At 66.8% G+C, this 26,623-nt stretch carries 22 protein-coding genes; 12 read left to right on the forward strand and 10 right to left on the reverse strand.

All coding sequences use genetic code 11. The features are described 5' to 3' along the window. Position 1: 1 nt before the first annotated feature. Entirely contained in the window at positions 2 to 1,057 is a 1,056-nt protein-coding gene (locus R2733_22785; protein MEZ5379344.1) for a pirin family protein, read from the forward strand. On the opposite strand, the gene hrpA is transcribed toward R2733_22785, so the two are convergent. Next, positions 1,058 to 4,768, reverse strand: coding sequence for an ATP-dependent RNA helicase HrpA (gene hrpA / locus R2733_22790; protein MEZ5379345.1), 3,711 nt, complete (start codon positions 4,766 to 4,768; stop codon positions 1,058 to 1,060). Positions 4,769 to 4,811: 43 nt separating this feature from the next. Continuing rightward, positions 4,812 to 5,996 carry a CoA transferase gene (locus tag R2733_22795; protein MEZ5379346.1) on the reverse strand — a complete coding sequence of 395 codons (1,185 nt, stop codon included), beginning with the start codon at positions 5,994 to 5,996 and terminating at the stop codon, positions 4,812 to 4,814. 124 nt (positions 5,997 to 6,120) lie between these two features. Between R2733_22795 and R2733_22800 the strand changes: the two genes are divergently transcribed. The 5 genes from R2733_22800 to R2733_22820 all read left to right on the forward strand — a co-directional run bounded on the left by R2733_22800 (position 6,121) and on the right by R2733_22820 (position 9,277). Further along, on the forward strand, positions 6,121 to 6,777 hold the full coding sequence (locus R2733_22800) for a copper chaperone PCu(A)C (protein ID MEZ5379347.1): 657 nt from the start codon (positions 6,121 to 6,123) through the stop codon (positions 6,775 to 6,777). Further along, positions 6,774 to 7,166 (forward strand): c-type cytochrome, encoded by a 393-nt coding sequence (locus R2733_22805; protein ID MEZ5379348.1) that lies wholly within the window; start codon positions 6,774 to 6,776, stop codon positions 7,164 to 7,166. Before R2733_22800 ends, R2733_22805 begins: the two co-directional genes overlap by 4 nt. After that, complete coding sequence (locus R2733_22810) at positions 7,163 to 7,774, forward strand: SCO family protein (GenBank protein ID MEZ5379349.1); 612 nt, start codon at positions 7,163 to 7,165, stop codon at positions 7,772 to 7,774. Before R2733_22805 ends, R2733_22810 begins: the two co-directional genes overlap by 4 nt. A gap of 74 nt (positions 7,775 to 7,848) precedes the next feature. Beyond that, positions 7,849 to 8,187 carry a hypothetical protein gene (locus tag R2733_22815; protein ID MEZ5379350.1) on the forward strand — a complete coding sequence of 113 codons (339 nt, stop codon included), beginning with the start codon at positions 7,849 to 7,851 and terminating at the stop codon, positions 8,185 to 8,187. Between the two features lie 10 nt (positions 8,188 to 8,197). Further along, on the forward strand, positions 8,198 to 9,277 hold the full coding sequence (locus R2733_22820) for a hypothetical protein (protein ID MEZ5379351.1): 1,080 nt from the start codon (positions 8,198 to 8,200) through the stop codon (positions 9,275 to 9,277). On the opposite strand, the gene R2733_22825 is transcribed toward R2733_22820, so the two are convergent. From R2733_22825 to R2733_22850, 6 genes are all read right to left on the reverse strand, one after another. Further along, on the reverse strand, positions 9,206 to 9,691 hold the full coding sequence (locus tag R2733_22825; protein MEZ5379352.1) for an RNA polymerase sigma factor: 486 nt from the start codon (positions 9,689 to 9,691) through the stop codon (positions 9,206 to 9,208). The genes R2733_22820 and R2733_22825 overlap by 72 nt on opposite strands. 41 nt (positions 9,692 to 9,732) lie before the next feature. Continuing rightward, entirely contained in the window at positions 9,733 to 11,634 is a 1,902-nt protein-coding gene (locus tag R2733_22830) for a two-component regulator propeller domain-containing protein (protein ID MEZ5379353.1), read from the reverse strand. 173 nt (positions 11,635 to 11,807) lie between these two features. Beyond that, the gene (locus R2733_22835; protein MEZ5379354.1) at positions 11,808 to 12,833 is read right to left on the reverse strand and encodes a glycine betaine ABC transporter substrate-binding protein; all 1,026 of its coding nucleotides are present in this window, start codon (positions 12,831 to 12,833) and stop codon (positions 11,808 to 11,810) included. Positions 12,834 to 13,142: 309 nt separating this feature from the next. Next, entirely contained in the window at positions 13,143 to 13,952 is an 810-nt protein-coding gene (locus R2733_22840; GenBank protein MEZ5379355.1) for an ABC transporter permease, read from the reverse strand. A gap of 2 nt (positions 13,953 to 13,954) precedes the next feature. Then, positions 13,955 to 15,148, reverse strand: a complete 1,194-nt coding sequence (locus tag R2733_22845) for a betaine/proline/choline family ABC transporter ATP-binding protein (protein ID MEZ5379356.1) — start codon at positions 15,146 to 15,148, stop codon at positions 13,955 to 13,957. Next, positions 15,145 to 15,801, reverse strand: a complete 657-nt coding sequence (locus tag R2733_22850) for an ABC transporter permease (GenBank protein MEZ5379357.1) — start codon at positions 15,799 to 15,801, stop codon at positions 15,145 to 15,147. The genes R2733_22845 and R2733_22850 overlap by 4 nt, the downstream gene beginning before the upstream one ends. 244 nt (positions 15,802 to 16,045) lie before the next feature. Between R2733_22850 and R2733_22855 the strand changes: the two genes are divergently transcribed. The 3 genes from R2733_22855 to R2733_22865 are packed head-to-tail and all read left to right on the forward strand — an operon-like array spanning position 16,046 to position 20,251. After that, positions 16,046 to 17,344 carry a DUF1800 family protein gene (locus R2733_22855; protein MEZ5379358.1) on the forward strand — a complete coding sequence of 433 codons (1,299 nt, stop codon included), beginning with the start codon at positions 16,046 to 16,048 and terminating at the stop codon, positions 17,342 to 17,344. Positions 17,345 to 17,346: 2 nt separating this feature from the next. Continuing rightward, a complete protein-coding gene (locus tag R2733_22860) occupies positions 17,347 to 19,344 on the forward strand; it encodes a DUF4214 domain-containing protein (GenBank protein MEZ5379359.1) in 1,998 nt (665 codons plus the stop codon). 43 nt (positions 19,345 to 19,387) lie between these two features. Continuing rightward, entirely contained in the window at positions 19,388 to 20,251 is an 864-nt protein-coding gene (locus R2733_22865) for an SMP-30/gluconolactonase/LRE family protein (protein MEZ5379360.1), read from the forward strand. Between the two features lie 30 nt (positions 20,252 to 20,281). On the opposite strand, the gene R2733_22870 is transcribed toward R2733_22865, so the two are convergent. Beyond that, complete coding sequence (locus R2733_22870) at positions 20,282 to 20,833, reverse strand: DUF4916 domain-containing protein (GenBank protein ID MEZ5379361.1); 552 nt, start codon at positions 20,831 to 20,833, stop codon at positions 20,282 to 20,284. A gap of 146 nt (positions 20,834 to 20,979) precedes the next feature. Here R2733_22870 and R2733_22875 point away from each other — a divergent pair, with 146 nt between their 5' ends. Next, a complete protein-coding gene (locus tag R2733_22875) occupies positions 20,980 to 21,783 on the forward strand; it encodes an enoyl-CoA hydratase/isomerase family protein (protein ID MEZ5379362.1) in 804 nt (267 codons plus the stop codon). Here the strand turns inward: R2733_22875 and R2733_22880 are convergent. Next, positions 21,701 to 22,648, reverse strand: coding sequence for a metal-dependent hydrolase (locus R2733_22880; GenBank protein MEZ5379363.1), 948 nt, complete (start codon positions 22,646 to 22,648; stop codon positions 21,701 to 21,703). The genes R2733_22875 and R2733_22880 overlap by 83 nt on opposite strands. Positions 22,649 to 23,036: 388 nt before the next feature. Here R2733_22880 and R2733_22885 point away from each other — a divergent pair, with 388 nt between their 5' ends. Beyond that, positions 23,037 to 26,312: a DEAD/DEAH box helicase gene (locus tag R2733_22885; protein MEZ5379364.1), complete on the forward strand. Its 3,276-nt coding sequence runs from the start codon at positions 23,037 to 23,039 to the stop codon at positions 26,310 to 26,312. Then, positions 26,309 to 26,620 (forward strand): hypothetical protein, encoded by a 312-nt coding sequence (locus tag R2733_22890; protein MEZ5379365.1) that lies wholly within the window; start codon positions 26,309 to 26,311, stop codon positions 26,618 to 26,620. Before R2733_22885 ends, R2733_22890 begins: the two co-directional genes overlap by 4 nt. Positions 26,621 to 26,623: the final 3 nt, after the last annotated feature.

Below are 26,623 nucleotides of genomic sequence, written 5' to 3' on the forward strand. Positions count from 1 at the left end.
GATGAGTGAACTCGTTCACCAGACCGTCCCCCTCGGGGACCAATGGCCAACCGTTGACCCGTTCCTGTTCTGCGCTCACCACCGCGACGCCTATCCCCCCGGGAATGCCACGCTCGGTCCGGCGGCGAGCTTGGCCGGCCGCGAGCTCGGCCAGGACTTCGCCAACGTCGACGGCTGGAACATGTACCACGGGCGAGGCGTGCCCGGTTTTCCGGCACATCCTCACCGGGGCTTCGAGACGGTCACGTACGTGCGCTCCGGCGTGATCGACCACTCCGACTCACTCGGTGCCCGGGCTCGCTTCGGCCGAGGCGACACCCAGTGGCTGACGGCCGGGAAGGGCATCGTGCACTGCGAGATGTTCCCCCTGCTCGACCAGGACCGGCCCAACCCGCTCGAACTGTTCCAGATCTGGCTGAACCTTCCGGCCCGAAACAAGATGGTGGAGCCGCACTTCACCATGCTGTGGGATCACCAGACGCCGCGGGCCGAGCGTCGCGATGACCACGGGCGGCTGACCACCGTCACCGTGATCACCGGGGCATTCGAAGAAGTCGACAGCCCACCGACGCCGCCCGATTCCTGGGCCAGCGCCGCCGACTCCGACGTCGCCATCTGGCACCTGGTCCTGGAGCCCGAGGCCCATTTCGTCCTCGGCCCGGCGTCGGGACCCTCGACCCAGCGAGTGCTCTACCTCTTCGAGGGCGAGGAGCTGGCGCTGCGGGGCGACGGTGACGACCACGGAACGCTGATCGGCGGGTCGACCGGCGCCGTGCTCGATGCTTCCCAGCACGCCACGCTGGTGGCGGGGCCATCGGGCGCCGAGGTGATGGTGCTCCAAGGCCGTCCGATCGGTGAACCGGTGGCTCGCTATGGGCCGTTCGTCATGAACACCGACACCGAGATCCAGCAGGCGTTCGCCGACTATCGCCAGACCCAGTTCGGCGGCTGGCCGTGGCCGAGCGATGACCCCGACCACGGCCCCCAGTGGCGCCGGTTCGCCGAGCACCCCGATGGCAGGGTCGAGAGGATCCAGGCCACGAAGACCGCCGGCTGATCAGCCGACGTTGGCGAGCTGAGCTTTGAGCCGCTTCTCCGACACCGGTCCGTTGGTGCCGATGCTCTGGGCGAACAGCGAGACCCGGAGTTCCTGCAGGCCCCAGATGACGGCTTCGAGTTCGGGTGACCACCCGGAGGTGGCGGCCAAGTGGTCGGCTCGTTGCTCGATCGGGGCAATGCGGGCGACGAGGGATTGGTCGCGCCGAGGATCCTCACGTAGGCGGTCGATGCGGACCAGGATGGCCCGAAGGTAGCGGGCGAGGTCGTCGAGCCGCTCGGCGCCCAGGCCCGTCAGGTGGTCCGGGTAGACGAGGCCACCGAGTTGGCGGCGGATGTCGTTTCGCCCGGCCTCATAGACTGGTCCGTGGAGGTCGGCGAGGGCGCGCTCGACATCGCGGACCAGCACGGCGATCGCCGCCCCGCTCGACGCCACGGCGTGGAGGGCTGCGCTGTAGCCGGCTCGGGCCGATGCCTCGATGGAGCGAAACCCGGCTTCGGTCCACGCCGGTCCGCCGGCACCGAGGAGGAGTTGGTCGACGGCGGCGGTTGCCACGTCGTCGGCCCAGGCGTTGATCGATCCATGGGGGCCGACCACGAGCGCCAGTTTGGCTTCATTGCTGAGCAGACGGTCGAGCGCCTTGGTGGGGGAGGGAAGGCGGAGTCGGAGCAGTCGGCGGGTGCCGGACCACATCTCGTCGGCTTGTTCGTCGGCTGAGGAGACCAATCGCACGCCCACGCTGTCGCCTTGGTCGACGAGCGTGGGAAAGGCATCGACGCTCACGCCGAGACCGACGGTGTCGATCACGGTGGGAAGGTCGCCGAAGATCCAGTCGGTGGCCCCGTCGCACTCGATGGGGTGCCGCTGATCGTCGAGTTCGGCCCGGACCCGCTGCTCGAGCAGCGACGCGACGGCCCCGAGGTCGTAGCCCTCGGCGAGAATCACGAGTTCGTCATCGTGGGCCCGGAACCACGGTCGCAGATGGTGGGGCACCCGCTGCCAGTCGAAGTCGGTGGCCCGCACCGAGAGGCCGCGTCGTGTGGCCAGCACCCGCACGAGTTCGTCGACGAGCCCTCCCGCCGTCGGGTCGAGGTGTTCGAAGAGCTCGTCGGCGGCCGCAGGAATAGGGACCAGTTCCTTGCGGAGCGTTCGCGGCAGGGTGCGCAACAAGCTGACCACCAGCTCGCGCCGCAGCGCCGGCACGTTCCACTCGAAGACAGAAGGGTCGAGGCGGTGCAGAAGGCCGACCGGGATGTCGACGAGCGTGCCATCCTCGGCGCTGCCGGTGTCGAACGCGTAGCTGAGGTTGAGCTCGATGTCGCCGTGGTGCCAGACCATCGGGAAGCCGCTGTCGTCGAGGTCGGCTGCCTCGGGCCGGATCAGGTCACGCTGTGTGTAGTCGAGCAGCGTCGGCTGTTCCCGCCTCGTCCGCTTCCACCATTTGTCGAACTGGCGCCGAGTGGTGATGTCGGCCGGCACCCTGGTGTCGAAGAACGCGAGGCGTGCGGCCTCGTCGACCAGGAGGTCGTGGCGGCGGTGTCGATTCTCGAGGTCGATGACCTCGGCGATCTGATCGTTGTTGTGTTCGATGAAGTCGTGATCGGCGTCCCACTCGTTGCGCACCAGCGCATGGAGGAGCAGGCGGGCGCGAGCATCGACCGGATCGATCCGACCCCAGTTGACCCGTCGGTTGGCCACCAGCGGGAGGCCGTAGAGCGACACCGTTTCGGTCGAGACGGCCGAACCCCGTTCGGCGTCCCACCACGGGTCGGCGTAGGTCCGCTTGACGAGATGGTCGCCGACCGATTCCAACCACTCGGGTTCGATCCGGGCGACGACCCGGGCCCACAGCCGGTTCGTCTCGACGAGCTCACCGGCCATGATCCACTTCGGGGAGTTGCGGGAGAAGACCGAGCCGGGGGCGATCATCAGCTTGGCGTTGCGGGCGCCCCGGAATTCAGGACCGGTCGGGTCCTTCATCGCCACCTGCGACAGCAGCCCGGCGAGGAGTGAGCGATGGATCTGGTCGGTATCGGCGGCCGTGTGGTTCACGTGCAGTCCGAGGTCGCGAGCAACTCGCCGGAGTTGGCTGAGGACGTCGGACCACTCCCGCACCCGCATGTAGTGCAGGTGTTCGGCGCGACACATCTTGCGGAACTGGTTCGACGATCGTTCCCGGCGCTCGCGCGACAGGTATTCCCAAAGATGCAGGTAAGAGACGAAGTCGCCGGAAGGATCCTTGAACCGGTTGTGGAGCTCCAGGGCCGCTTGCTGCTGCGGGCCTCGTGGCCGTTCTCGAGGGTCTTGGATCGACAGGCCGGCGGTGATGATCATCACCTCGTGCAGCGCCCCGTTGCGATCGGCTTCCAGGATCATGCGGGCCAGGCGAGGATCGAGCGGGATGCGTGCGAGCTTGCGGCCGGTGGGAGTCAGCCACTTGCGTGAGCGCTGCCGCCCGGGGCGGACCGCATCGAGTTCCTCGAGGAGGGCGATGCCGTCGCGGATCGAGCGGGCGTCGGGCGGATCGACGAACGGGAACCCCTCGATGTCACCGAGACCGATCGCCGCCATCTGCAAGATGACCGACGCAAGATTGGTGCGCTGGATCTCGGGTTCGGTGAAGGCGGGGCGTGCGTCGAAGTCCTCTTCGGAGTAGAGCCGGATGCAGATACCGGGCCCGAGACGACCGCAGCGGCCGGCGCGTTGGTTGGCCGACGCCTGCGAGATCTCCTCGATGGGGAGACGTTGCACCTTGGTGCGTCGGTTGAAGCGGGAGATGCGGGCGAAGCCGGCATCGACGACGTAGCGGATCCCGGGAACGGTGAGTGAGGTTTCGGCGACATTGGTGGCGAGCACCACACGCCGCCCTCGGTGCGGTTGGAAGACCCGCTGCTGCTCTGCGGCCGAGAGCCGAGCGTACAAGGGCACGATCTCGGTATTCCGCAACTCCAACTCGGTCAACGCCTCGGCGGCATCACGAATCTCGCGCTCACCCGAACAGAACACGAGGATGTCGCCGTCGCCTGCGGCCTGGAGTTCCTTGACTGCCTCGCCGATCGCCTGGGGCTGGTCGAGTACCTCGCCATCGTCGGTCTCGGGATCGAGGGGGCGGTAGCGCAGCTCGACCGGGTAGGTGCGTCCCGAGACCTCGACGATGGGAGCGTTGTCGAAGTGTTCGCTGAACCGCTGGGTGTCGATGGTGGCCGAGGTGATGATCACCTTCAGGTCGGGTCGCTTCGGCAACAGTTGGCGAAGGTAGCCGAGCAGGAAGTCGATGTTGAGGCTGCGCTCATGGGCCTCGTCGATGATGATCGTGTCGTATCGGCTGAGGCTGCGGTCGCGCTGGATCTCGGCGAGCAGGATGCCGTCGGTCATCAGCCGGACCATGGTGGACGGGCCGACCTGGTCGTTGAAACGGACGGTGTAGCCCACCCTCTGGCCGACGGTTTCGCCCAGCTCGCTCGCCACCCGCTCGGCGATCGACCGGGCGGCGAGGCGGCGGGGTTGGGTGTGGCCGATCAGGCCGTCGATGCCGCGCCCGAGTTCGAGGCACAGCTTTGGCAACTGGGTGCTCTTGCCCGAGCCGGTCTCGCCGGCGATGACCACCACCTGGTGCTGCCCGATGATCTCGAGCAGCTCATCGTGACGCTGCGAGATTGGTAGCTCCGGCGGGTACTCGATGGCCGCGGGAGTGGTACGGCCGGATGTCATGCCTCCAGCTTGCCAGCCCTCGGCCACGATCCGGCGCCGATTTTCACCCCGCGGTGGGCTCCTCGGTCGGCGCGAACTCGGCCCGAATCGCCTCGCCGTGTTGGCCGAGGACTGGTGATCGGGGGGCGACCGAGCGTTCGGCCAACGTCGAGATCTTCATCGGATTGCCGGCGACGAGTTGGCCGTCGGTGCCGTCGATGACGAGTGCCATGTTGCGGGCGACGGTCTGCGGGTGATGGAGCACCTGCTCGACGTTGTGGACGAGCGAGGTGGGGAGGCCGGCGGCCGAGAGTCGCTCGACCCACTCGGTGGCCGGTGCGGAGGCCAAGGCCTGCTCGATCAGCGGTCGGAGAAGGGGTTCGTTGGTGCACCGATCGTCGTTGGTGGCAAAGCGGGGATCCGCTGCCAGCTCGGGTGCGCCGATCGCCTCGGCCAACGTGGCGAAGAGCCCGTCGTTGCCGGCGGCGATCACCACCGATCCCTCCTTGGTGGCGAACGCTCCGAAGGGTGTGATGGACGGATGCCGGGAACCGATCGGACCGGGCACGACGCCGCTGGTGGTGTACCGAGCGATGGCGTTCTCGAGCAGTGCCACCTGGGCATCGAGCATGGCGACGTCGACGCGAGCGCCGATACCGGTGGAGGTGCGCTGATGGAGGGCAGCGATGATCGAGGTGGCAGTGAACATGCCGGCGCAGATGTCGCCGATCGACGTGCCGACCCGCGTGGGGTTGCCGCCCGGTTCACCGGTGATACTCATGACGCCGCCCATGGCCTGCACGATCATGTCGTAGGCCGGCTGCTCCTTCAGGGGCCCGCTGTGACCGAAGCCCGACACGGACGCAAGAATCAGTGAGGGCCAGCGTCGATGGAGCGTCTCCCAGTCGTAGCCGAGTCGATCGAACGCGCCGGGCCGGAAGTTCTCGACCACGACGTCGGCGGCATCGAGGAGTTGGTCGAAGAACGCGCGGTCGTCGGCATCGCTCAAGTCGAGTTCGATCGACTCCTTGCCTCGGTTGATGGATTCGAAGTACGCCGACCCCTGATCGGTGAACGGACCGATGTGTCGAGCGTCGTCACCCACCTCGGGCCGCTCGACCTTGATCACCCGAGCGCCGAGATCGGCGAGCATCATCGTGCAGTAGGGACCCGACAACACGCGAGTGAGGTCGATGACGAGGGTGCCGGCCAGCGGGCCGGCGTCGGTGGAACGGGTATCGGCAGTCACGCCAGGTGTTCTACCGCGACATGGCGAATGTCACACGGTTGCTCGCCACACCATGGAACTTTGGCCCTAGTCGCTCGGTCTACCGCCCGTACGATCACTTCGACCCCCAATGGAGCATCCCACCATGACTGTCCGCGCCTTCGCGTCTCGCCCATTCCGAGCCCTGTTGATCCCCGGTGTTGCTGCCGCCCTCGCCCTGTCGGCGTGCGGTTCGAGCGACAGCGCCGGTTCGGCCGACGCCAGTGAAGGAGCGGCCACTCCCGCCGAGGGCATCGCCGTCACGGGTCAGTGGGCACGCACCAGCCCGATGTCGGCCACGGCCGGCGCTGCCTACATGACCATCACCTCGGCCACCGACGACGCTCTGGTTGGCGCGTCGGTCGATGCCACCATCGCCGGCGATGTGCAGATCCACGAGACCACGATGGTCGACCCGTCGGAGCTCGAGGACGACTCGATGAGCGACGACGCCATGAGCGATGACTCGATGGACGAGGAGTCCATGGACCACGAGTCGATGAGCGATGACTCCTCGAGTGATGACTCCTCGAGCGCTGACTCCTCGACCGACATGGGGGTCATGCAGATGCGAGAAGTAGGGACGATTGCGCTGCCCGCCGGCGAGGCCGTCGCCCTCGAACCCGGCGGCTACCACATCATGATGCTCGACCTCCCGGCGCCGCTCGAGACCGGCCAGACGTTCGAGATCACGCTCGATTTCGAGACGGCTGACGACATGGTCGTGACCGTCGAGGTGCGTGACGACGCACCGGCTTCGTGATCCCACGATCGCTTCGACACATCGTCGTGAGTGCCGCGGTCTCGGCCGTGGCACTCGCCGCGTGTGGGGGTGCCGATTCGTCGGCCGACACTCCGGCACTGACACCGGCCGGCGAGGCCGGCCGCGAGGTGGCCAAGGACGCGGGCTGCATGAGCTGCCACGGCGGCAGCGGTGAAGGCGGTGTCGGGCCGAGCTGGCAGGGACTTGCCGGCTCGATGAGGCCGCTCACCGATGGCACCGAGGTCGTGGCCGATCGGGCGTATCTGGAGCGAGCGATCAGCGATCCCGGTGCCGAGAAGGTCGAGGGCTACGCTGTGGCGATGCCGGTCGCCGGACTGTCCCCCGACCAAGTGTCGTCGATCGTCGACTACCTCGAGGAGCTGGGATGATCCGACGTCGAATTCGTACGCTCGGCGTATTGGTCGTCACCCTCGTTGTGGCAGCCGGATGCGGTGGCTCGAGCGAGGCGGTGTTCTCTGGCAGCCGACGAGACCCTGCCCCGACGGTCGACGCCGTGGCGCTGCCGTCGGTCGCTCCGGGTCAGGACCCGTCGTCCTTCTCCTTCCGCGCCGACGACGGCAGTGTGCTCCTGGTCTACTTCGGCTACACCTCGTGTCCCGACGTCTGTCCGACGACGTTGGCCGACATTGCGGCGGCTCGGGCCTCCCTCGGCGACGACGGTGACCGGGTGCAGCTGGCGATGGCCACCGTCGACCCGGGGCGTGACACCGACGAGGTGCTGTCGGCCTACGTGAACGGATTCGTCCCCGGCGCGGTTGCGCTGCGCACCGAAGACGACACCCAACTCCAGGCCGCAGCCGATCTGTTCGGTGTGTTCTACGAGGTGAGCACGACCGACGACGGAGTCATCGAGGTCCTGCACACCGGCACCCTGTTCGGGGTCGACGATGCCGGGACCCTGTTGGCATCATGGCCGTTCGGGACCACACCCACCGACCTCACCAACGACCTCGACATCCTTCTGAAGGACGCCTGATGAGCCAACGTCGCACCACTTCCCCCTCACCCGCCACCCGTCGACACAGGCCAAAAGCCCGTTCGCTGCTGTGGATGTTGATGGCGATGGCAGCGCTGCTGGCCGCATGCGGATCCTCTGGTGGCGAAGCGGCGTCGGCTGCGCCCGAACCGGTCACCTACAAGTACATCATCCCGAACGGGACCGGCGAACGCATCGAAGCCGGCGAACCGGTTCAGATCGTGCCGGCCCGACTCGACATCAACGTGGGTGACTCGATCGAGATCGTCAACAACGACTCGCAAGGCCACAACGTCGGTCCGTTCTTCGTTGGCGAGGGTGAGACCGTCAGTCAGACGTTCCCGTCGCCGGCGGAGTACATCGACGCGTGCACCGTGCACCCCTCGGGTCAGTTCATGATCGTGGTCACGTGACCTTCGACGCGTGAGCACCCGGACCGTGCGACGGCGTCACCTGGCGTTTCGCACGCTCGGCGTTGCCGTGCTGACCGTTCTCACGACCGCCGCACCGGCCGCTGCCGATCCGGCCGGGCCAACCAACTACCAGAGCGAGATCGTGCGGATCGAGCCACCGTCGTCGGCGTTCACCGCCTCGGTAGTGGGTGGTGACAGCTTCGTGGTGATCGAACAGGTCGAACCGGTCTCGATCGAGGTACCCGGCTACAACGGCGAGCCCTACCTGCGGTATCGGGCCGACGGCACGGTCGAACGGAACCGGAATGCCCCGGCCACGTTTCTCAACAACGATCGCTACGGCGACGCGACGAACGCCGACCTTCCCGCCGAGGCGTCCGCCGATGCCGAGCCGGACTGGGAGATCGTGGCCACCGACGGCACCTATGCATGGCACGATCACCGGGCCCACTGGATGTTGACCGAGCCGCCGCTGGGCCTCGGCCCCGGCGATCAGATCGTCGACGACGTGATCCCACTCGTCGTGGGCAGTCAAGACGTCGAACTCGTCGTTGCGTCGTACTGGCAAGCGCCGCCCTCGCCGATCCCCGCCGTCGCTGGGGGCCTCCTGGCCGTGGCGATCGGCGCTTTCGTCTGGTGGCAGCGGCGCGGGGTGTGGCCGGGCGTGTTGGCCGCGGGAATGGCTGGCCTGGCGGTCGGCGCCGCGCAGTTCCTGTCGCTCCCGGCTGCCACCGAACCATCGAAGGCGCTGTGGTTGTTGCCGCTGATCGGCTGCCTGGCCGCGCTCGGCGCCGGTGCGACCTGGCGCCGCCCGGCGACCGCGTTGCCGCTGGCATTCGGGGGTTCGGTCGCGATCGTGGTCGCCGGGGTTGCCCGTAGGGGCGGCATCACCAAGGCGGTGTTGCCGACCGACTTGCCCTTCTGGCTCGACCGGTGGGCCACGACGTTCAGCCTCGTACTCGGGCTGGCCATGACGGTCGTGACCGGTGTGATGCTCGTGGCGGTGCTGTCGCCTTCTTCAGGCAGCCCCGGCGGCGCGGGAAGCCTCGAGGCAGGCAGCGAGGCCGGCTCGAGCCCGACTGAGTCGTGAGCGGACGGTGCCGACCGGGACGTCGAGGAGGTCGGCCGCCGTCTCGTAGTCGTAGCCGAGGACGCCGCACAGCGTGAGCACCTCTCGCTGGGCCACGGGTAGCGACTGGAGGAGGTGGTCGAGATCGATCACGTCTTCGTGATCGCCGACACCGGCGCGATCCTCATCGAGCACGTCGAACCGCTCGCTGCCCGGACGGCGGGCCTGGTCCACCACCGCGTTGCGGCAGATGCGCAGGAGCCAGCCCTGATAGGAACCGTCACCTCGGAAGGAGTCCTGGTACTTCCAGGCGCGGAGAAAGGTCTCCTGGACGGCGTCGTCGGCCAGCCACCGATCGTTCGTGAGTGCTCGGGCGTAGGCCGTGACGGCGCCGACGTGCTCTCGCGCGAGTCGCTCGAACCGTGACCGTCGCATGCCACCAGCGTAGCGCTGTCCGCCTGCTCGCCCTTGGATTGTCAGGGTTGTGTGGACACCGCCAGGGGAGCGGTCGATGCAGTGAAGCCGCCGCCGGCGAGCTGGGCCCGCACGGTGTAGGTGTAGGTCGTGCCGGCGTCCCGATTCAGATCGGTGAACCAGCGAGAGGTCTGGGTCGAGACCACGACCCCACCGCGGCGGACCTCGTACGACGTCGCACCATCGACCCGGTCCCACGTGAGCACGATGCGCTCCCGAGTCTGCAGGGTCGAGCGGAAGTTCTGTGGCGGGAGGACGACGGGATCACCCACCGTGGTCACGCTGAGCGGACCGGACGATTCGGTGAAGCTGCCGTCAGCGAGCTGGGCGCGCACCGTGTACGTGTAGGTGGTGCCGGCGTCCCGGTTCAGGTCGGTGAACCAGCGTGACGAGCGGCTGGAGACGGCCACGCCATCGCGTCGGACCTCGTAGCTGGTGGCACCGGGCACCGCGTCCCACGTGAGAACGATGCGCTCACGAGTCTGGAGCGTCGAGCGGAAGTTTGCAGGACCGGACGGTGCGGCCGAGATGGGGGAGAAGCGGGCGATGCCATTGATGACCCGATCGTTGGCGGTGTCACGGGTGTACTGCCCGCCGAACCACACCCGACCGTTGCTGTCTTCGTAGATCGCGTAGGCCCCGGTCTGGCCAAGCACGTCGAAGGTCAGTGGGACCAGCGACTCGCTGTTGATGTCGATCCCGTAGCCGCCGCGGACCGGCTGCTGACCGAACGGGTCGATCGTCGCAAAATGGGTGAACCACTGGACGTATTCGTCATAGGTCTGCACGCCGTTCGCTGCGCTGTTGTAGCTGAAGAGTTCGTATTCACCGACCGACCCCCAGCAATGGCAACCCGACCAGATCGTGTCGGTGCCCAGGAAGATCACCTGGGTGTCGCCGCCCGTACCGAGATCGCCCACGCCGCGATTGGCGAAGAAGGTGTGAGCGGGGAGCAGTGTGTCGACGTCGAGGATCATCGTTTGGTGGCCTTGGCCACCCACATAGACGCGGTCACCCCGGTATTGGACGTCCATCATCCACATCGAGAAGCTGTTGCGATGGTTGGTGATCCCGGCGGGCAGCCCCTGGGGGACGTCGGTGCGAAGCGAGCCGTCCGCGGTCGAGACGGTGGCGAAGTAGGCGGCGTCCATGTCGTCGTTGATGCCGCCGAACTTGCCGGTGAGATAGACCCGGCCTCGGGCGTCGTCGACGGCGAGTCCGAAGATGTTGTGGCCGCCGAGGCGCGGGGTCACGGTGTCGAAGTTCGTGGTGGGGAGCCAGCCGGTGTCGAGCACACCGGTCGTGGCGTCGACACGGGCAAGGTCGACCAATGCGGTGCCCTGTGCGTTCGAGAAGGTGCCGCCGGCGTACAGCTGGTTGCCGACGACCTCGATGTCGAACACGGCGGGTGGGCCCCAGGAGTTGACGATCCCGGGTGTGAAGGTGGTGTTGCGGACACCGGTTCGGGCGTCGTAGAGCGCCACGCCGCCGGTGAGTTCGCCACCCACGTAGAGCCGACCGTCGGCGGTGATCTCCATGGCGTAGACCGTGCCGTCGACGACGGGCCGGAACGTGTCGTCCCAGACGCCGGTTTCGAGGTCGAACCTCGCCAGGTGAGGTTGGGAATAGGTGGTGCCGTCGGGTGCCAGCACGTCGAGGAACCGACCGGCGACGTACATCATCCCGTCGTACTCGACGAGGTCACGGACGAGAGCGGCGATCGGCCCGGTGTGACGAACACTCGGATCCGGCGTGGTGACATCCCAGATGATGTCGGGCGCCGACGAGATCTCGCTGCCGAGGACGGCACCACTGGGTGACGGCGCCGTCGCGCTGACACCGAGTAGCACGAGGAGCGCCGTGAGTGCGGCAACTGGCTTGGTGGCGGTGCGTCTGATGGCCATGCTGCACAGGCTCCCACGTCGGCGGGTGGGCGATAACAGGCGGAATTGCTGCGGCCGTGAGCGAAAGTGCCCGATCCACCACCGTTGCCGGCAGCGAATCGGGCACTCGACTCGAACAGTCTCGGTTCACTCAGACCCGGTTCAGTTCACACCGGGTTCAGATCAGACCCTGTTCAGATCAGACCCTGTTCGGTGAGGAACGAGTTCGCCACGTCGGCCGGCGTCTCGCCGTCGATGTCGACACGACGGTTCAGCTCGGTCATCGTGGCGGCATCGAGCGGGGCGAACAGCTGCTCGGCGATTGCGTCGAAGGCGGCCGGGTTCTGCTGGTAGACGTCGTCGAGCATCGTGATCGACACGTTGTAGACGATCATCATGCCCGGGTCCTCCACGAGGTTCAGGCCCAGACCACCGATGCGTCCGTCGGTGGTGAACACCTCGCCGAAGTCGCAGTTGCCGTCGCGGGTCTCGGTGTAGATGATGCCGGTGTCGAGGATCTCGATCTGGCTCTCCGGGACGGTGTAGCCGGTGCCCTGCTCGAACAGCACGAGGCCGTCAGGACGCACGGGGAACTCGGACTCCAGGCACAGCTTGGCGTCGGCGTTGGCCTCGAGGTAGGCGGCCATGGTGTCCATCGTGAACGGCTTGCCGTCATCGAGGAGGTCGGGGGACGACGCGAATCCGTAGGTGTCGTTGAACGGCGACTGGCCGAGCCACACGACGTTGTTCTCGGCCAGGTCGGCCTCGGCAACGGCGGCGGTGAGCTTCGCCGGGTCGACCGTGCCGTCGGCTTCGGTCACGTCGGCGTAGTCCTTCTCGAGGTGGACGGTCCAGCCCGTGCCGTTGTACTCGGCGTAGGTGTCGATCTCGCCCGAGAGCAGCGCCTCACGGTTGACGACGGTGCCGCCGAGGTCGACCTTGTTGTCGACCGTGGCACCGGCGGCCTCGAACGACTGGACGAGCATCTCGCCCAGCACCAGCTGCTCGGTGAAGTCCTTCGAGCCAACGGTCAGCTCGACACCGGACAGATCCAGGTCGGCGAACGCCGCACCACCGGTCTCTGCAGCGCCCTCGGACGTCGAGGTGTCGTCGCTGCCGGCGCTGGTGCCTGCTGAGTCCGAGCCACACGCAGCGGCGGCGAGGCCGAGAGCAAACGGCAACGCGAACGCGCGGTAGAGCTTGGATGATCGGTTGGTCATCTTGCATTTCTCCTAATTGGGGATGTCTCCTACGAGGAGCACGACGGCAACCGCCGCCCTCCAAGGCACGACACGGCGAACGCTGATCCGCACGACGAGCACCCGATGTGGGCGCCTCATCCGGGACCGGCATCACGGCGTGACGAGCGGAACCCCTCCGAGGGTAGGAGTCAGGACACGGCTTGACCCTGATCTTGCAGGATTCATCGGAATTTGGTGTCAGTTGATCGCCGGATTGCACCGAATCCCCCTTGATCCCGGGGTATTCGGCGATTGTGACGAAACAATGACGTTTGCCTCCAGGCGGTCCTAGAGCCCCTTCGGGCGCAGTGCCTTCTCCACCACCGACGCCAGCCAATCGATCGTGAGCGCAAGGAGCGCCACCATGCTCGCCCCGGTGAACGTGACGAGGTCGCGTCCCAACTTCAAACCGGCATTGATGGTCTCGCCCAGCCCACCACCGCCGATGAGGAAGGCCAGCGCCGCCATACCGACATTGATGATGAGGGCGGTGCGCACCCCGGCCAGGATCACCGGGACCGCCAGTGGGAGTTCGATCTTGCGCAGCGCCATCATCTTCGACATGCCCATGCCGCGACCGGCCTCGATGGTGGCCCGGTCGACCTGGTCGAGGCCGACCATGGTGTTCCGCAACACCGGCAGGACGGCGAAGACCGCGAGGGCGTAGATCACGGTCGAGGTCTCGGTGCCGAGCCAGGCGCCGAAGATGACGAGGAGGCCGTAGGCGGGAATCGATTGGCCACTGTTGGCCACGGCCAGCACGGGGCCGGCGAGGAAGCGAAGTGCCGGTCGGGTGAGGATGACCCCGAGCGGGATGGCGATGATGAGGACGAGCACGGTCGACCAGAACGTGAGCACGAGGTGGTCACGGAACTGAGGCCACAACTGGGTGTCCCACACCAGCGACTCCGCTTCGATCGAGTCCTTCTCGACCGACGAGACGAAGAGGGCAAGCGCAACCGCCAGCGCCGCGATGATGACGGGCATCACCACGAGCCCGAGGTTGGAGCGGATCAGCCCGTCGGAAGACGTCGGTACCGAGTCCGGCTCGATCTCGGATTCGTGCGGTGTTTCGACCGCCGGGGACGTGTCGACCATCGTCATGAGGTGACGCCCTGCTCGGCGAGCGTGTCGTAGTGCTTCTTCGCCGACTGACGCATGTTGGAGATCACGCCGTTGAGCGTCTCGATCTCGACGACGCCAACCAGCTGTTCGGTCTTGGAGTCGACCACGCAACAGACCCCGGCCGACGACACCAGCATCTGCTCCAGGGTGTCGTGCAGGGTGGCGTTCTGTTCCACCTTGGCCACGACCCGGGGGCCTGCTTCACCCAGTGGCACCGAGGTGTTGTCGAGGACGTGTTCGTTGGCCCATCGGAGCGGACGGCCCTGCTCGTCGGTGATGAGCAGGAAACGCTGGTAGCTGTTGTCGAGGATTCGCCGGGCCTCGTCGTGACTGGCCGAGGTGGTGACGGTGGGGTAGCCGCTGAGATCGAGATCTCGCACTCGCTCGAAGTTCAGCCCCTTGAGCGTGGACCCGGAGCCGATGAAATCGTCGACGAAGTCGTCGACCGGGTAGGCGAGGATCCGCTCGGGCGTGTCGAGCTGGCGGATCGTGGACTGCTCGCCGAGGATGGCGATGCGGTCACCCATCTTGATCGCCTCGTCGATGTCGTGGGTGACGAACACGATGGTCTTCTGGAGTTCGGCCTGCAGTCGCAGGAACTCGTTCTGCAGGCGGTCCCTGGTGATCGGGTCGATGGCACCAAACGGCTCATCCATGAGCATGACGGCCGGGTCGGCGCCGAGGGCCCGGGCCACGCCGGCACGCTGCGCCTGCCCGCCCGACAGCTCCTTGGGATACCGGTTTCGGTAGATGTTGGGTGGGAGACCGACGACCTCGAGGAGTTCGTCGATGCGCTTCGAGATCCGGTTCTTGTCCCAGCCCAGCATCTTGGGGACCGTGGCGACGTTCTCCCCGATCGTCATGTGGGGGAACAAGCCGATCTGCTGGATGACGTAGCCGATCGATCGCCGGAGTTCGTCGGGATTGACGTCGGTGACGTCCTCGCCATCGAAGATGATCCGACCCGACGACGGCTCGATCATTCGATTGATGAGGCGCAACGTGGTCGACTTGCCGCAGCCCGATGGGCCGACGAGCACGAGGACCTCGCCCTTGGGGATGTCCATGGTCAGCTCGCTCACTGCGGGGATCTCGGATCCCGGGTAGACCTTCGACACTCGATCCAGCTTGATCATGGGCGGCGGGGCGGCGGGGTCGCTGATGGTCATCGGAGGCCTTTCGAGGTGGTGAAGCGCTGGATCAGCGAGAACGCAAGATCGATCAGCAGGGCGAGCACGATGGTGAAGACCACGCCGGTCCACACCTCTTCGAGCGAGTTGGGAAGGCCGAGGCGACGGAGGCCGTTCTTGATGAACTCGCCAAGGCCGCCGTAGCCGACGAGTGTTGCGATGGCGGCGATGCCGGTGGTGAGCAGAGCCGAGACCCGGATCCCGGTCATGATGACCGGCCACGCCAGCGGAAGCTGGACGTCGAAGAGCCGCTGGCGGGCGTTGAGTCCCATGCCACGCGCCGACTCGATCACCGCCGGGTCGACCTCGTCGAGGCCGGTCACGGTGTTCCGCAGGATCGGCAGGATCGCATACATCAGCAGGGCGATGAACGACGGCCAGAATCCCAGTCCGACGATCGGGATGAAGATGGTGAACAACGCCAGCGAAGGAATCGTGAGGAAGATCCCTGCGGTGCCGATGGCGATCGACTTCGCCGTCGGGTGGTTGCGAACGGCGACACCGAGGCTCACGGAGAGCACGGTCGCCACCACGATGACCGAGGCCACCAATTGGAAGTGTTCGAGCGTCAGCGTGACGATGTCGTCACGGCGTTGCTGTACGAAGTCGAACCAGCTCGAGATGCCGTCCATCAGTTCGCTCCGCTCGGTGTGGTGAGATCGAGATGCTGCACGGCTCCCTTCACGGCCCGGGGTGGATCCCCGGCGCCCGGCTGGTCGACGTTGCCGCCGACCGCCGCTTCGACCATAGAGGGTTGATCCGGTCATGACCCGATTCGATCTGAATCCCCAGGTCAGCAAGGGTCAACCTTGCCGGGGACGGGCCAATCGTGCGATGACGCTTCAGATTTTGACGCGCTTCGGCCGATAGGAGGCCATGGCCGTCCTCACGTTCAATGACGCCGCCCACCTCCTCCGCCGCTCCGGGTTTGCGGCCCACTACGGCACCATCTCGTCGATGGTCGGAATGACGAGGGAAGCGGCAGCCGATCAGGTGCTGAACGTGTCCGGCGCACCATCGCCGACCGCGGGGCTCCCGAACCTCGACAAGAGCCGGGACTCGTGGCCGAAGTACTCCGAGATGGTCTGGTTCTGGGCTGATCGTGCGGCGACCTCGCCCACACCGATCATCGAGAAGTTGACCCTGTTCTGGCACGGGCTGTTGCCGACGTCGCTGAACAAGGTCTTCCACCATCAGCAGCTGATGGACCAGAACACGCTGTACCGAACCGCCGGCATGGGATCGATCCACGATCTCTATCAGGCGATGGCGGTCCAGCCGGCCATGCTGCGCTACCTGGACAACGCCGACAATGTTGCTGCCGCGCCGAACGAGAACTTCGCCCGTGAGCTGATGGAGCTGTTCCTGCTCGGCGCCAACAATGGCTACACCGAAGAGGACGTCCGAGCCTCCGCACTGGCGTGGAGCGGCCACATCCTCGATTCCACCGACGAGTTCTACGTCTTCGACGCATCCAAGCACCACAACGCCGCCACGACCTTCATGGGCGTGAACAAGGTGTGGAACGGTCCCGAGATCATCACCCACTTGATCAACGGGGCGAAGCAGACCGAGGTCTCGCTGTTCCTGGCTCGCAAGTTGTGGTCGTTCTTCGCCTACCCCAACCCACCGGCGTCCGTCGTCGACACCGTGGCCGGTGCGATGCGCTCCGGCGGGATGCGGACCGACGCTGCGCTGCGAGCGATCTTCACGCATCCCGACTTCTACAGCACCACCGCCAAGCAAGGGTTGGTGCGCTCGCCGTTCGAGTTCGTCGTGGCCGCCATGGCGCACACGGCGACCCCGGCGAATGTCGCCCACCCCGAGTGGTACGGGTTCGACATGGGCCAGGCGGTGTTCGAACCGCCGAACGTCGCCGGTTGGCGATCGAACCAGTACTGGATCTCGAGTGCTGCTGCGTGGTCGAAGCATCAGTTCGCGAACAACCTTCGGTGGAAGCTCAACAAGACCAACGTCCTTCAGGACGTCGAATTGCTCGCTCCGCGGCAGGCCGCCGAGCAGGCGCTCGCCCAGTTCGGGGTCTATCAGCCCTCGGCCCGCACGCTCGACTCGTTGACCCAATTCGTCAGTGCCGAACGATCGGCCAAGGGCTGGGGTGAGCGCACCGGCTTGCTCTTCCTCCCTGTCCTCACTCCCGACTTCCAGATGGCGTGATCATGAACCGATTCGACCCCACCACTGCCGACGTCGTCGCTGCGCTCTCGACACCTGCTCCCGAAGATCGTGGCAGCCTCGACCGGCGCCGATTCCTCCAGGCAGCCGCCGTCACGGGGGCCGTGACCATGCTGCCGGCATGGCTCGCCGACCAGGCGGCGGCTGCGACACCACTGGGTGCTTCCGACGGCGTGCTCGTCCTGATCATGATGAACGGCGGCAACGACGGCATGAGCATGGTGCCGCCCTACGCCGACGGGAACTATCGCCAGATCCGAGGTCGGCTGGCGATCGGTGCCGACCGGGTGTTGCGGATCAACGATCAACGAGGTCTGCATCCGAACCTGCCGTTCGTGAAGGGCATGTGGGACCAGGGACGAGTGGCGGTGATCGACGGGGTGGGTCATCCCCAGCCTGATCTGAGCCACTTCATGTCGATGGCCCGCTGGATGACGGCGAGCACGTCGACCTCGAATGTGTCGACTGGCTGGCTCGGTCGCTATGTCGACGGGCTCGGCAGCCCTGACGCGTTCCACTCGATTGCGATGGGTTCGTCGGTCCCGCTGACCCTGTCGGGCAACCGGTCGACGGCGACCGCCCTGCCGTCGTCGGCCGGGGGCCTGCTCACCGTCGATCCCGACCCCGTGTACCAGCGACAGCAGGCGACGATCCACCAGATCGCCGGTGGCAGCACCGGACTGGGCGCGCTCGCCGACAGCCTGGCCCGGAGCGCGAGCAGCTCGATCGGTCTGGCGACAAGCGTGGCCGGCTACTACCAACCGGATCTGCCGAGCGAAGAACTCGCCGCCCAACTCACCCTGTGTGCGCGCTTGATCAACGCCAATCTCGGCACCAGGGTGCTGATGGTCAGCTACGGCGATTTCGATTCGCATGCCAACCAGGCGAGCATGCACGGCGATCGGATGACCGAGCTGAACCGCGGCCTCCAGGCCTTCTTCGAGACCCTCGATCCCGGCTTTCTGGGTCGAACGCTCGTGCTGACGTCGAGTGAGTTCGGTCGTCGACCCTGGGCCAACGAGTCCGGCGGTACCGATCACGGAACGTCGAACACGCTGCTCGCCATCGGCGGTGGCGTGAACGGCGGGTTCTACGGCCAGCTCCCAACGCTCGGCGGGCATCGCCGGTGGGACAACTTCGAGACAACGGTCGACTTCCGCCAGGTCTACGGCAACGTGGTCGTGCGCTGGCTCGGTGCGGACTCGGCCGAAGTCATCGGGGCCGACTACGCCGACATGGGATTCCTCCGAGCACCGTCGGGGACCGCCGGTGGGTCGAGCGGATCGATCTCGGGTCAGCCCGGTGGCAGCAGGTTCCAGCTGGCCCGGCTCTACTCGGCGTACTTCCGCCGTATGCCCGACGAAGAGGGCATGGACTTCTGGCTCGCCCAGCGGCGCAACGGGCTGCGCCTCGAGTCGGTCTCCGCCGAGTTCGCCCGCTCGGCCGAGTTCGCCGCCACCTACGGCGCACTGTCCAACGCCGGCTTCATCGATCTGATCTACGCAAACGTGTTGCGCCGGACCCCCGACGCCGCCGGGCGGGCCTACTGGATCGGACTGCTCGATCAGGGTGAGGATCGGGGCAAGGTCATGCAGGGCTTCTCGGAGTCGACCGAGTTCGTCACACTCACCACGCCCGAGATCGTCGAGGCCGAGAAGACCGGACCGATCGGTCGGCTCTATCGGGCCTACCTCGATCGTGAGGGCGATCGGGCGGGCCTCGAGTACTGGCTCGGCACCTCGACCCCGCTGCTCCAGATCTCCGAGTCCTTTGCATCGTCCAATGAGTTCGTGCAGCGCTACGGGGCCCTGAGCGACTCGCAGTTCGTCGACCAGATCTACCGGAACGTGATGAAGCGCGAGGCCGACGAGGCCGGTCGCAACTTCTGGACCCAGCAGTTGGGTCGGGGGCAGTCGCGAGGAATGATCATGCTGTCGTTCTCGAACTCGAGCGAGTTCAAGACCACGGTCTCCAAGCGATAGCGGTCTCCAAGCGGTAGGCGTATCGGAGCGTTAGTGTCGGCCGATGGCTGGCCACGGAGATGACCGCACGATCGAGACCCTTGCATGGGGCTATGGCTTGGTGGAGGGGCCACGCGTCGACGACGACGACAACTTGTATTTCTCCGATGTCCATCACGGTGGCGTGCACCGGCGTCGGCCCGATGGCACGATCGACCTGATCGTCCCGAAGCGTCGCGGCGTCGGAGGCATCGCCCTCCATGCCGACGGCGGGGTGGTCATCTCCGGTCGCAATATCGCTCACGTACGCAATGGTGAGACCCGCGTGCTCTTCGCTCCCGAGGCGCCGGGGCTCAATGACCTCTTCACCGACGCGAGCGGTCGGATCTACTGCGGGACGATGCGATCTGACCCGTTCTCAACCGAAGGTCCGCGTACCGAGGGCGAGTGCTGGCGAATCGATGCCGAAGGTGGGGCGACCGAACTGTACGGCGGTGTTGCGCTGACCAACGGCATCGGCCTGTCACCCGACGGCAGCGTGCTCTATCACGCCGACACCACTCGCGGCGTCTGGGCCCACGACCTCCACGACGGTGACGTCTCGAACCGTCGCCTCTTCCTCGATCGTGACGACTGCGATGGCGGTGCGCTGATGCCCGACGGTCTCGCGGTCGACGAGGCGGGAAACGTGTGGGTCGCCGACGTGTCCGGGTCGGGCGCGGCCCGAGCGTTCGACCCCGAGGGTCGCCAGGTCACTCGCATCGGCGTGCCGTCGTCGATGGTGACCAGCGTCAGTTTCGGTGGCGCCGACCGGCGAGATCTGTACATCGTCACCGGTAACAACACCGATGACCCGAGCCGTGCCGGCACCATCTTCCGGACCCGAGTCGAGGTGCCGGGGTGTCAGGTCGCCAAGGCGACGATCTGAGCGTGCAAACGCTGGCGGATGGAGCCGCGCTCAGACGATGCACCCGGCGTGCGCCAGTGCCATGCGGATCAGGCGATCGTGGCCGCTGGTGATCTCGGCTCGAACCGCAGGAGCGAGCACTTCCTCGGGCGTGATCCAGGTGATGTCGAGCGAGGCGTCGGACGCTTCGCAGATGCCCTCGATGGGCACGATGTAGGCGAGGCTGACCGCGTGCTGGCGAGGGTCGTGGAAGCCGGTCTTGGTGGGGTCGGGGAAGTACTCGGCCACGGTGAACGGGGCGGGGGAGAGCGGCACCTTCGGCAGAGCCAGGGTGCCGAGGTCCTTCTCGATGTGGCGGACGAGCGCATCGCGGACGAGCTCGCCGAAGAGCACCCGACCGCCGACGATGGCACGGCTGATGGTGCCGTCGGGCATCACCCGCAGGAGGAGCCCGACGTGGGTGATGCGACCGGCGTCGTCGATGCGGACGGGAACAGCATCGACGTAGACCACCGGCATGCGGCCACGGATGATGCCGAGTTCTTCGTCGGACATCCACCCGTGCTCGGTCTCGGTCACTTCGTTCGTGCTCTGATCGCTCACGTGATCCCATTTCGGCCGTCGTACGCAGCGCCAACAGTCAACCGCGTGGACGACCCGACGCGGTGCATCCCGCTCGAAACGCAACCAGTCGTCCAACCCGGCGACAGACTTGCGGTTGGCGTCAGATCTGCGTGAGTCTTCAGCCCATGACCGACTACTTCGAGAACTACCCGGGATTGGCCTTCGAACGTCGCGACAACGGCGTGCTGTTGATGACCCTCAACCGACCGGACAAGCTCAACGCCACCGACGGCCCGCTCCACCTGGGGCTGAGCCGGGTGTGGGACGACATCGATGCCGATCCCGACACCCGAGTGGTCGTCGTCACCGGAGCAGGCGACGCGTTCAGCGCCGGCGGCGACCTGGAGTGGATCTCGGGGATGGCCGGCAACTACGAGGTCATCCGGGGCGTCATGCAGGAGGCCGGTGACATCGTCTACAAGATGATGTCCTGCTCGAAGATCATCATCTCGGCCATCAACGGCGTGGCGGTCGGCGCCGGTTTGGCCGTTGCGCTCATGGCCGACATCTCGATCATCGCGGAAGACGCTCGGTTCACCGACGGTCATCTCCGTCTGGGTGTCGGCGCGGGCGACCACGCCAACATCTTGTGGCCCCTCTCGGCCGGGATGGCGAAGGCCAAGTACTACTTGCTCACCGCCGACTTCCTGAGCGGCAAGCAGGCCGACGAGATCGGCCTGGTGTCCAAGTCGGTGCCTCGAGAGCGGCTGATGGACGAAGCCATGACCGTCGCGACGAAGATCGCGACCGGACCGCAGGACGCCGTGCGGTGGACCAAGCGCAACCTGAACCTGTGGCTGACCCAGGCCGCCCCGGCGTTCGACGCCAGCCTCGGGTTCGAGATGCTCAGTTTCTTGGGGCCCGATGCGGCCGAGGGGGTTGCGGCGCTGCGCGAGAAGCGAGCCCCGAAGTTCCCGACGGCCCAGTAGCGCTCGAGTCCCGAGCGGCTGCTTCCTCGCGCCGACCAGCGCTGGCGCGCAGGTCGAAGTCGAGCAGCCACACCCGATAGAACTCCGGGTCCGACAGACTGCTCGGGTGGTGCCCCCGCAGCAACGCGCCGGCCATGGTGGGCAGCAGTTCGAAGACGAAGGTCAAGCACCACCAGGTGAGGCGAAGCCACGCCATGGGCGACAGGATCCGCCGGGAGCTGATCATCATGACCAGCGTTCCCAGCACCGTGTAGAAGGCAAGCGTCGACAGTGATGCGAGCATGCCGATCAGGAAGGACCCGCGGCTGCCCCCTCGGGCGGTGAAGACGTCGAACGCCACGGTCTTGTGCTCGACCTCCTCGGCGAGATGCCAGACGAAGAGGTCGGCCGCCGGACCGTCGGCCCCGTCGAGCAGGGTGCGGCGATGGTCGGCGACCCAGCGAGCGATGGCGTAGGCGATCGTCTCGGCACCGGCGGCATACGCGAGCGCAAAGTTGCCGCGGCCCTTGGCCTCGATGAAGCGGAAGGTCCTCGACAGCCAGTGATCGACCTTGCGCAGGAAGGGGTAACGGTGGATCAGGTGCTGGTTGAAGCGCCGGTGTTGCCCGTGGTGTGAGCTCTCCTGCGCCGCGTAGGCCCGCGCCTGTTCGGCGAGCGGGGCGTCCAACTCGTCGATGACGCCCCGGACGGACCGAACCACGTACGGTTCGACGTGGGGCATCATCATCGAGACGGCATTGGCCGCCATGGCGAATTCCGGCAATCTGCGCTGCCAATCGACCTCGAACGAGGCCGTCGAATCGAACGAGACCTGGCGGGCCCGGAGTGGGTGGTCCGCCAGCGGCGTGTCGAAGGTGGCGCTCATGAGCCTCCCGTCGGCACGAAGCGCTCGATCGGGAGCGCTTCGGACGAGGTCAGGCGGCATAGTGCTCCGAATCGGGCGAATTGCTTGGATTCCATGCATTGGTGCCGATGGGGGCTACACTCTCCACAACCGTCGATCGCATGGCTCTCAGAGTGGTGCGATTCGCCTCCTCCAGACCAGGTGTTCTGTCTGCAGGAGCGCCGCCTTTCGCGAGGCCCTGCGCGGTGTCACACCAACGACGAGCGGTCAGCGGCGGGCGCTTCGTGACTTTCGAGTTGCGAGACACCCGACTGGGCCGGTCGATGTCAACCGTCTGAGAACGGAGCCTTCCATCTCCTCGCCATCTTCTCCTCTCTCGCCGTCGCAGCTGGGCGACTTCGAGCACCTCGTGCAGCGCCATCTCGATGGCCGTGTCGACGCCGAGGGACGTTCGATGTTGGAGCGTCACCACGACGCATGGGTGCGCGTCCTCCTCCGCATGCTCGACGACGCCGAGGTGGCCTACGACGACGCTCGCGACGCCATTCACGGGCCGGAGCGTGCGATGGTGCTGGCCGACCTCCAATCCGAGATCGATGCGATCGATGAGCAGCTGACCGAGCTGGTCGGACCGGCCAAGCCGCTCAACGCCCCGCCAGCGTCGGCATCGGCCGCTGGTGCTCCTGCCGCCCCGTTGGCGCTCGATCTCGACCCGGGGAGCACACAACTCCACCTGTCGTGGATCCCGGGCCGCATCGTGGCCTGGACCGGTGGCTACCTCGCCCCGAGCGATGACACCGATGGCGTGATCGCACGCCTGGTCGCCTCTGGCGCCTCGGCCACCGTGTGGGAGCCGCACACCGGCGCCAAACTGCCCGATGGGGGCAAGGCCGATGCCGTGAGCGCCCCACTCGAGGCGGTGCTCGGTTGGCTCGTGTCGTTGCGGATGTCGCACGACGATCCCGACATCGGGACCTCGGCCACCTGGCTGGGCATGATCGGCTCGTTGGCGGTCCAGCTCGTCGCCCAGGGCCGAATGATTCCCAAGCTCAAGAAGATCGGTCGGGCCGAGGGCGAGGGCAAGTCCAACAACGACGACCGCTCGAGCTTCGCCGTCCACTGGGCCCCAGCGCTCATGGAACCCGACGACATCGTCGCCCTCTCGAACGCCCTGCCGCTCGCCGTCACGGTCTTCCGCAATCGGCAGGACGCCCGGGCGTTCAGCCAGGCGGTGCTGGCCGACATTGTCGACGTGATCGTCTCCGCCGGCGCTCGCCGGCTCGAGGTCCCGGCGGCGCCACCTGAGCCGCGCACCAAGCCCGAGGTCGCCGAAGCGTTCCTCGGCCACATCAATGGCGAGCCGTTCGATGCGCCGAGCCGCGCCGGTGCCGAGCTCGGCCGACGCCTCGACCAATGGTCGCGTGCCATCTCCGGTGCGGCCAACGTCAAGCTCGTGCTCGTGCTCGAGGAGCCCGACAGCGCTGGTGCCTGGCACCTACGGGTCATGGCGCCGGGAACCGGTTCGTCGCTCGAACCGGTCGAGTCGGCCATGGTCAACTCCTCGAACACCAAGCGCAAAGAGGTCAAGGACCAGCTCGCTCGGCTCGAGACGCTCTATCCGGTGCTGTTGCGCCCGGGTGGCCGTCGCCGCGGCGAGGTCGTGCTCAGCCAGGACGAAGCCTGGCAACTCATGAGTTCGATCGGTGACACCCTCACCGCTGCCGGCTTCGAGGTCCGGGCGCCGCAGCTGTCGCGCAAGCGGAGCACCCCGGCGCTGCGCCTCACTTCCGAAGAGGCCCAGGAATCGGTGGTCGGCGCCCGCCAGCTGGCGAACGTCCGGTGGTCGGTGGTCTTCGACGATGTCGAACTCACCGCCGCCGAGATTCAGCGCCTTGCCGCCCAGGCTCGCCCGCTCGTGCAGTCCAACGGCCGGTGGATCGAACTCGACAAGGTCGATCTCGCCGATGCCGCTCGTGCCCTGGCCGAGCGGGCCGACGCCACCAAGCTCACCGGCGCCGACATGCTCCGCCATGCGCTCGGCCTGGAAGGCTCGCCGTTGCTCGGCGGCATCACCGTCGCCGGCGAGGGCTGGGCCGCCGATCTGCTGCGCAGCGCGGCCTCGGTGCCCGACGACCTCCCCACCCAGCCCGAGGGCTTCAAGGGTGAGCTTCGCCACTATCAGGCCGAGGCGTTGGCCTGGCTGGGCTTCCTCGACACCGCCGGCCTCGGTGGCTGTCTTGCCCTCGACATGGGGCTCGGCAAGACGCCAACCATGCTGGCTCACCTGCGCCGCTCGGTCGGCAGCGGCCCGGCACTCGTCATCGCTCCGCCGGCCGTGGTCGGCAACTGGGCCTCGGAAACCCGCAAGTTCGTGCCCGACCTGCGGGTGATCGTCCATCACGGCCCGAACCGAGCCGAGGGCCGCGAGATCGCCAAGCTCGGCGAGCGGGCCGATGTCGTGATCACCACCTACGGCACGGCCGTCCGCGATGCCGACGACCTGGCGAAGATCGAGTGGGGCAAGACCGTGCTCGACGAGGCCCAGGCGATCAAGAACGCCACCAGCGAAACGGCACAGGTGCTGCGCACCATCCCGGCTCGCAGCCGGATCGCCCTCACCGGCACCCCAATCGAGAACGGGCTCGGCGACCTGTGGTCGATCATGGACTACACCAATCCTGGATTGGTCGGAAACCGGGCCCAGTTCATCTCGCAGCTGTCACCGACCGGTGCCAGTACCGATGGCGCCGAGGGTGCGTTGCGAGCGTTGAACGGGATCCTCGTGTTCCGTCGGACGAAGGCCGAGCCGGCCATCGCCGCCGAGCTTCCGGACCGCATCGACGAACTCGATCACTGTTCGATGACTCCCGAGCAGATCGGTCTGTATCAGGCCGTTCTGGACACGCTCATCAAGGATCAGGCCGAGGAAGGTACCGACCGGAAGAAGGGCGCCGTCCTCGCTGCCATCACGGCGCTCAAGCAGATCTGCAACCACCCGTCGGCCTACCGCGACGACGGCGGTCCGCTCGAGGGTCGGTCGGGCAAGCTGGCCCGACTCAACGAGATCGTCGACAACGTGTTCGCGTCGGGCGAGCGGGTGCTGATCTTCACCCACTTCGCGTCGTGGGGCGTGAAGCTGGCCGAGTACCTGACCAACCGCACCGGTCTCCCGATCGCCTGCTACCACGGCGGTCTGGCCCGCGGCGCCCGTGACACCCTCGTGAGCGAGTTCCAGAAGGGCAAGGGCGCCGGCGCCATGGTGCTGTCGCTCAAGGCCGGCGGCACCGGCCTCAACCTGACCGCCGCCAACCACGTCGTGCTCTACGACCGGTGGTGGAACCCGGCGGTCGAAGATCAGGCTCGCGACCGCGTGTGGCGCATCGGCCAGCTAAACACCGTCATCGCCCACCGACTGGTGTGCCCGGGCACGGTCGACGAGCGAGTCGAAGAAGTCGTGGCCGGCAAGCGGCAGATTGCCGACATGGTGCTGCCGAAGTCGTCCTCGATCGACGACCTCGATGCCGCCCAGCTCCAAGCGGCGCTGGGCATCGACGAGTCGCTGTTGTTGACCGTCGACGAGTACGACACCGTCCACGAGGGCTCCGGGGGCGAGGACGCCGCGGCTTCGGGCCCAACGCCCGATGTCGAGAGTCACGATGACCAGCGAGAGGCGGTGACCGTATGAGCGATCAGCAGCGAGTCGCCGAGGGTGGCTCCAAGTCGAGCCGCAAGAAGCGTCGCAGGAAGAACCGCCAGAATCAGGCCAAGCAGATCACCCAGTTCTGGGGTGCACCCGACGACCTACCGGCTCCGGCCGAGACCGTGCGGATCACCAAGGAACCGGCAGCCGTCATCCGTTCGATCGGGCGCCCCCCGCTACCCGGCCAAGAGACCATCGCCGAGCACTACTTCGCCGCCGTCTACGAGCGAGCCGTCAGCCTGTCGAGCGCGCTCGCCGCGGCCGCCGATCTGATCGATCCCGACGACCTGTAGACC

The sequence above is a fragment of the Acidimicrobiales bacterium genome, assembly GCA_041394265.1.
Taxonomy (GTDB): domain Bacteria; phylum Actinomycetota; class Acidimicrobiia; order Acidimicrobiales; family SZUA-35; genus JBBQUN01.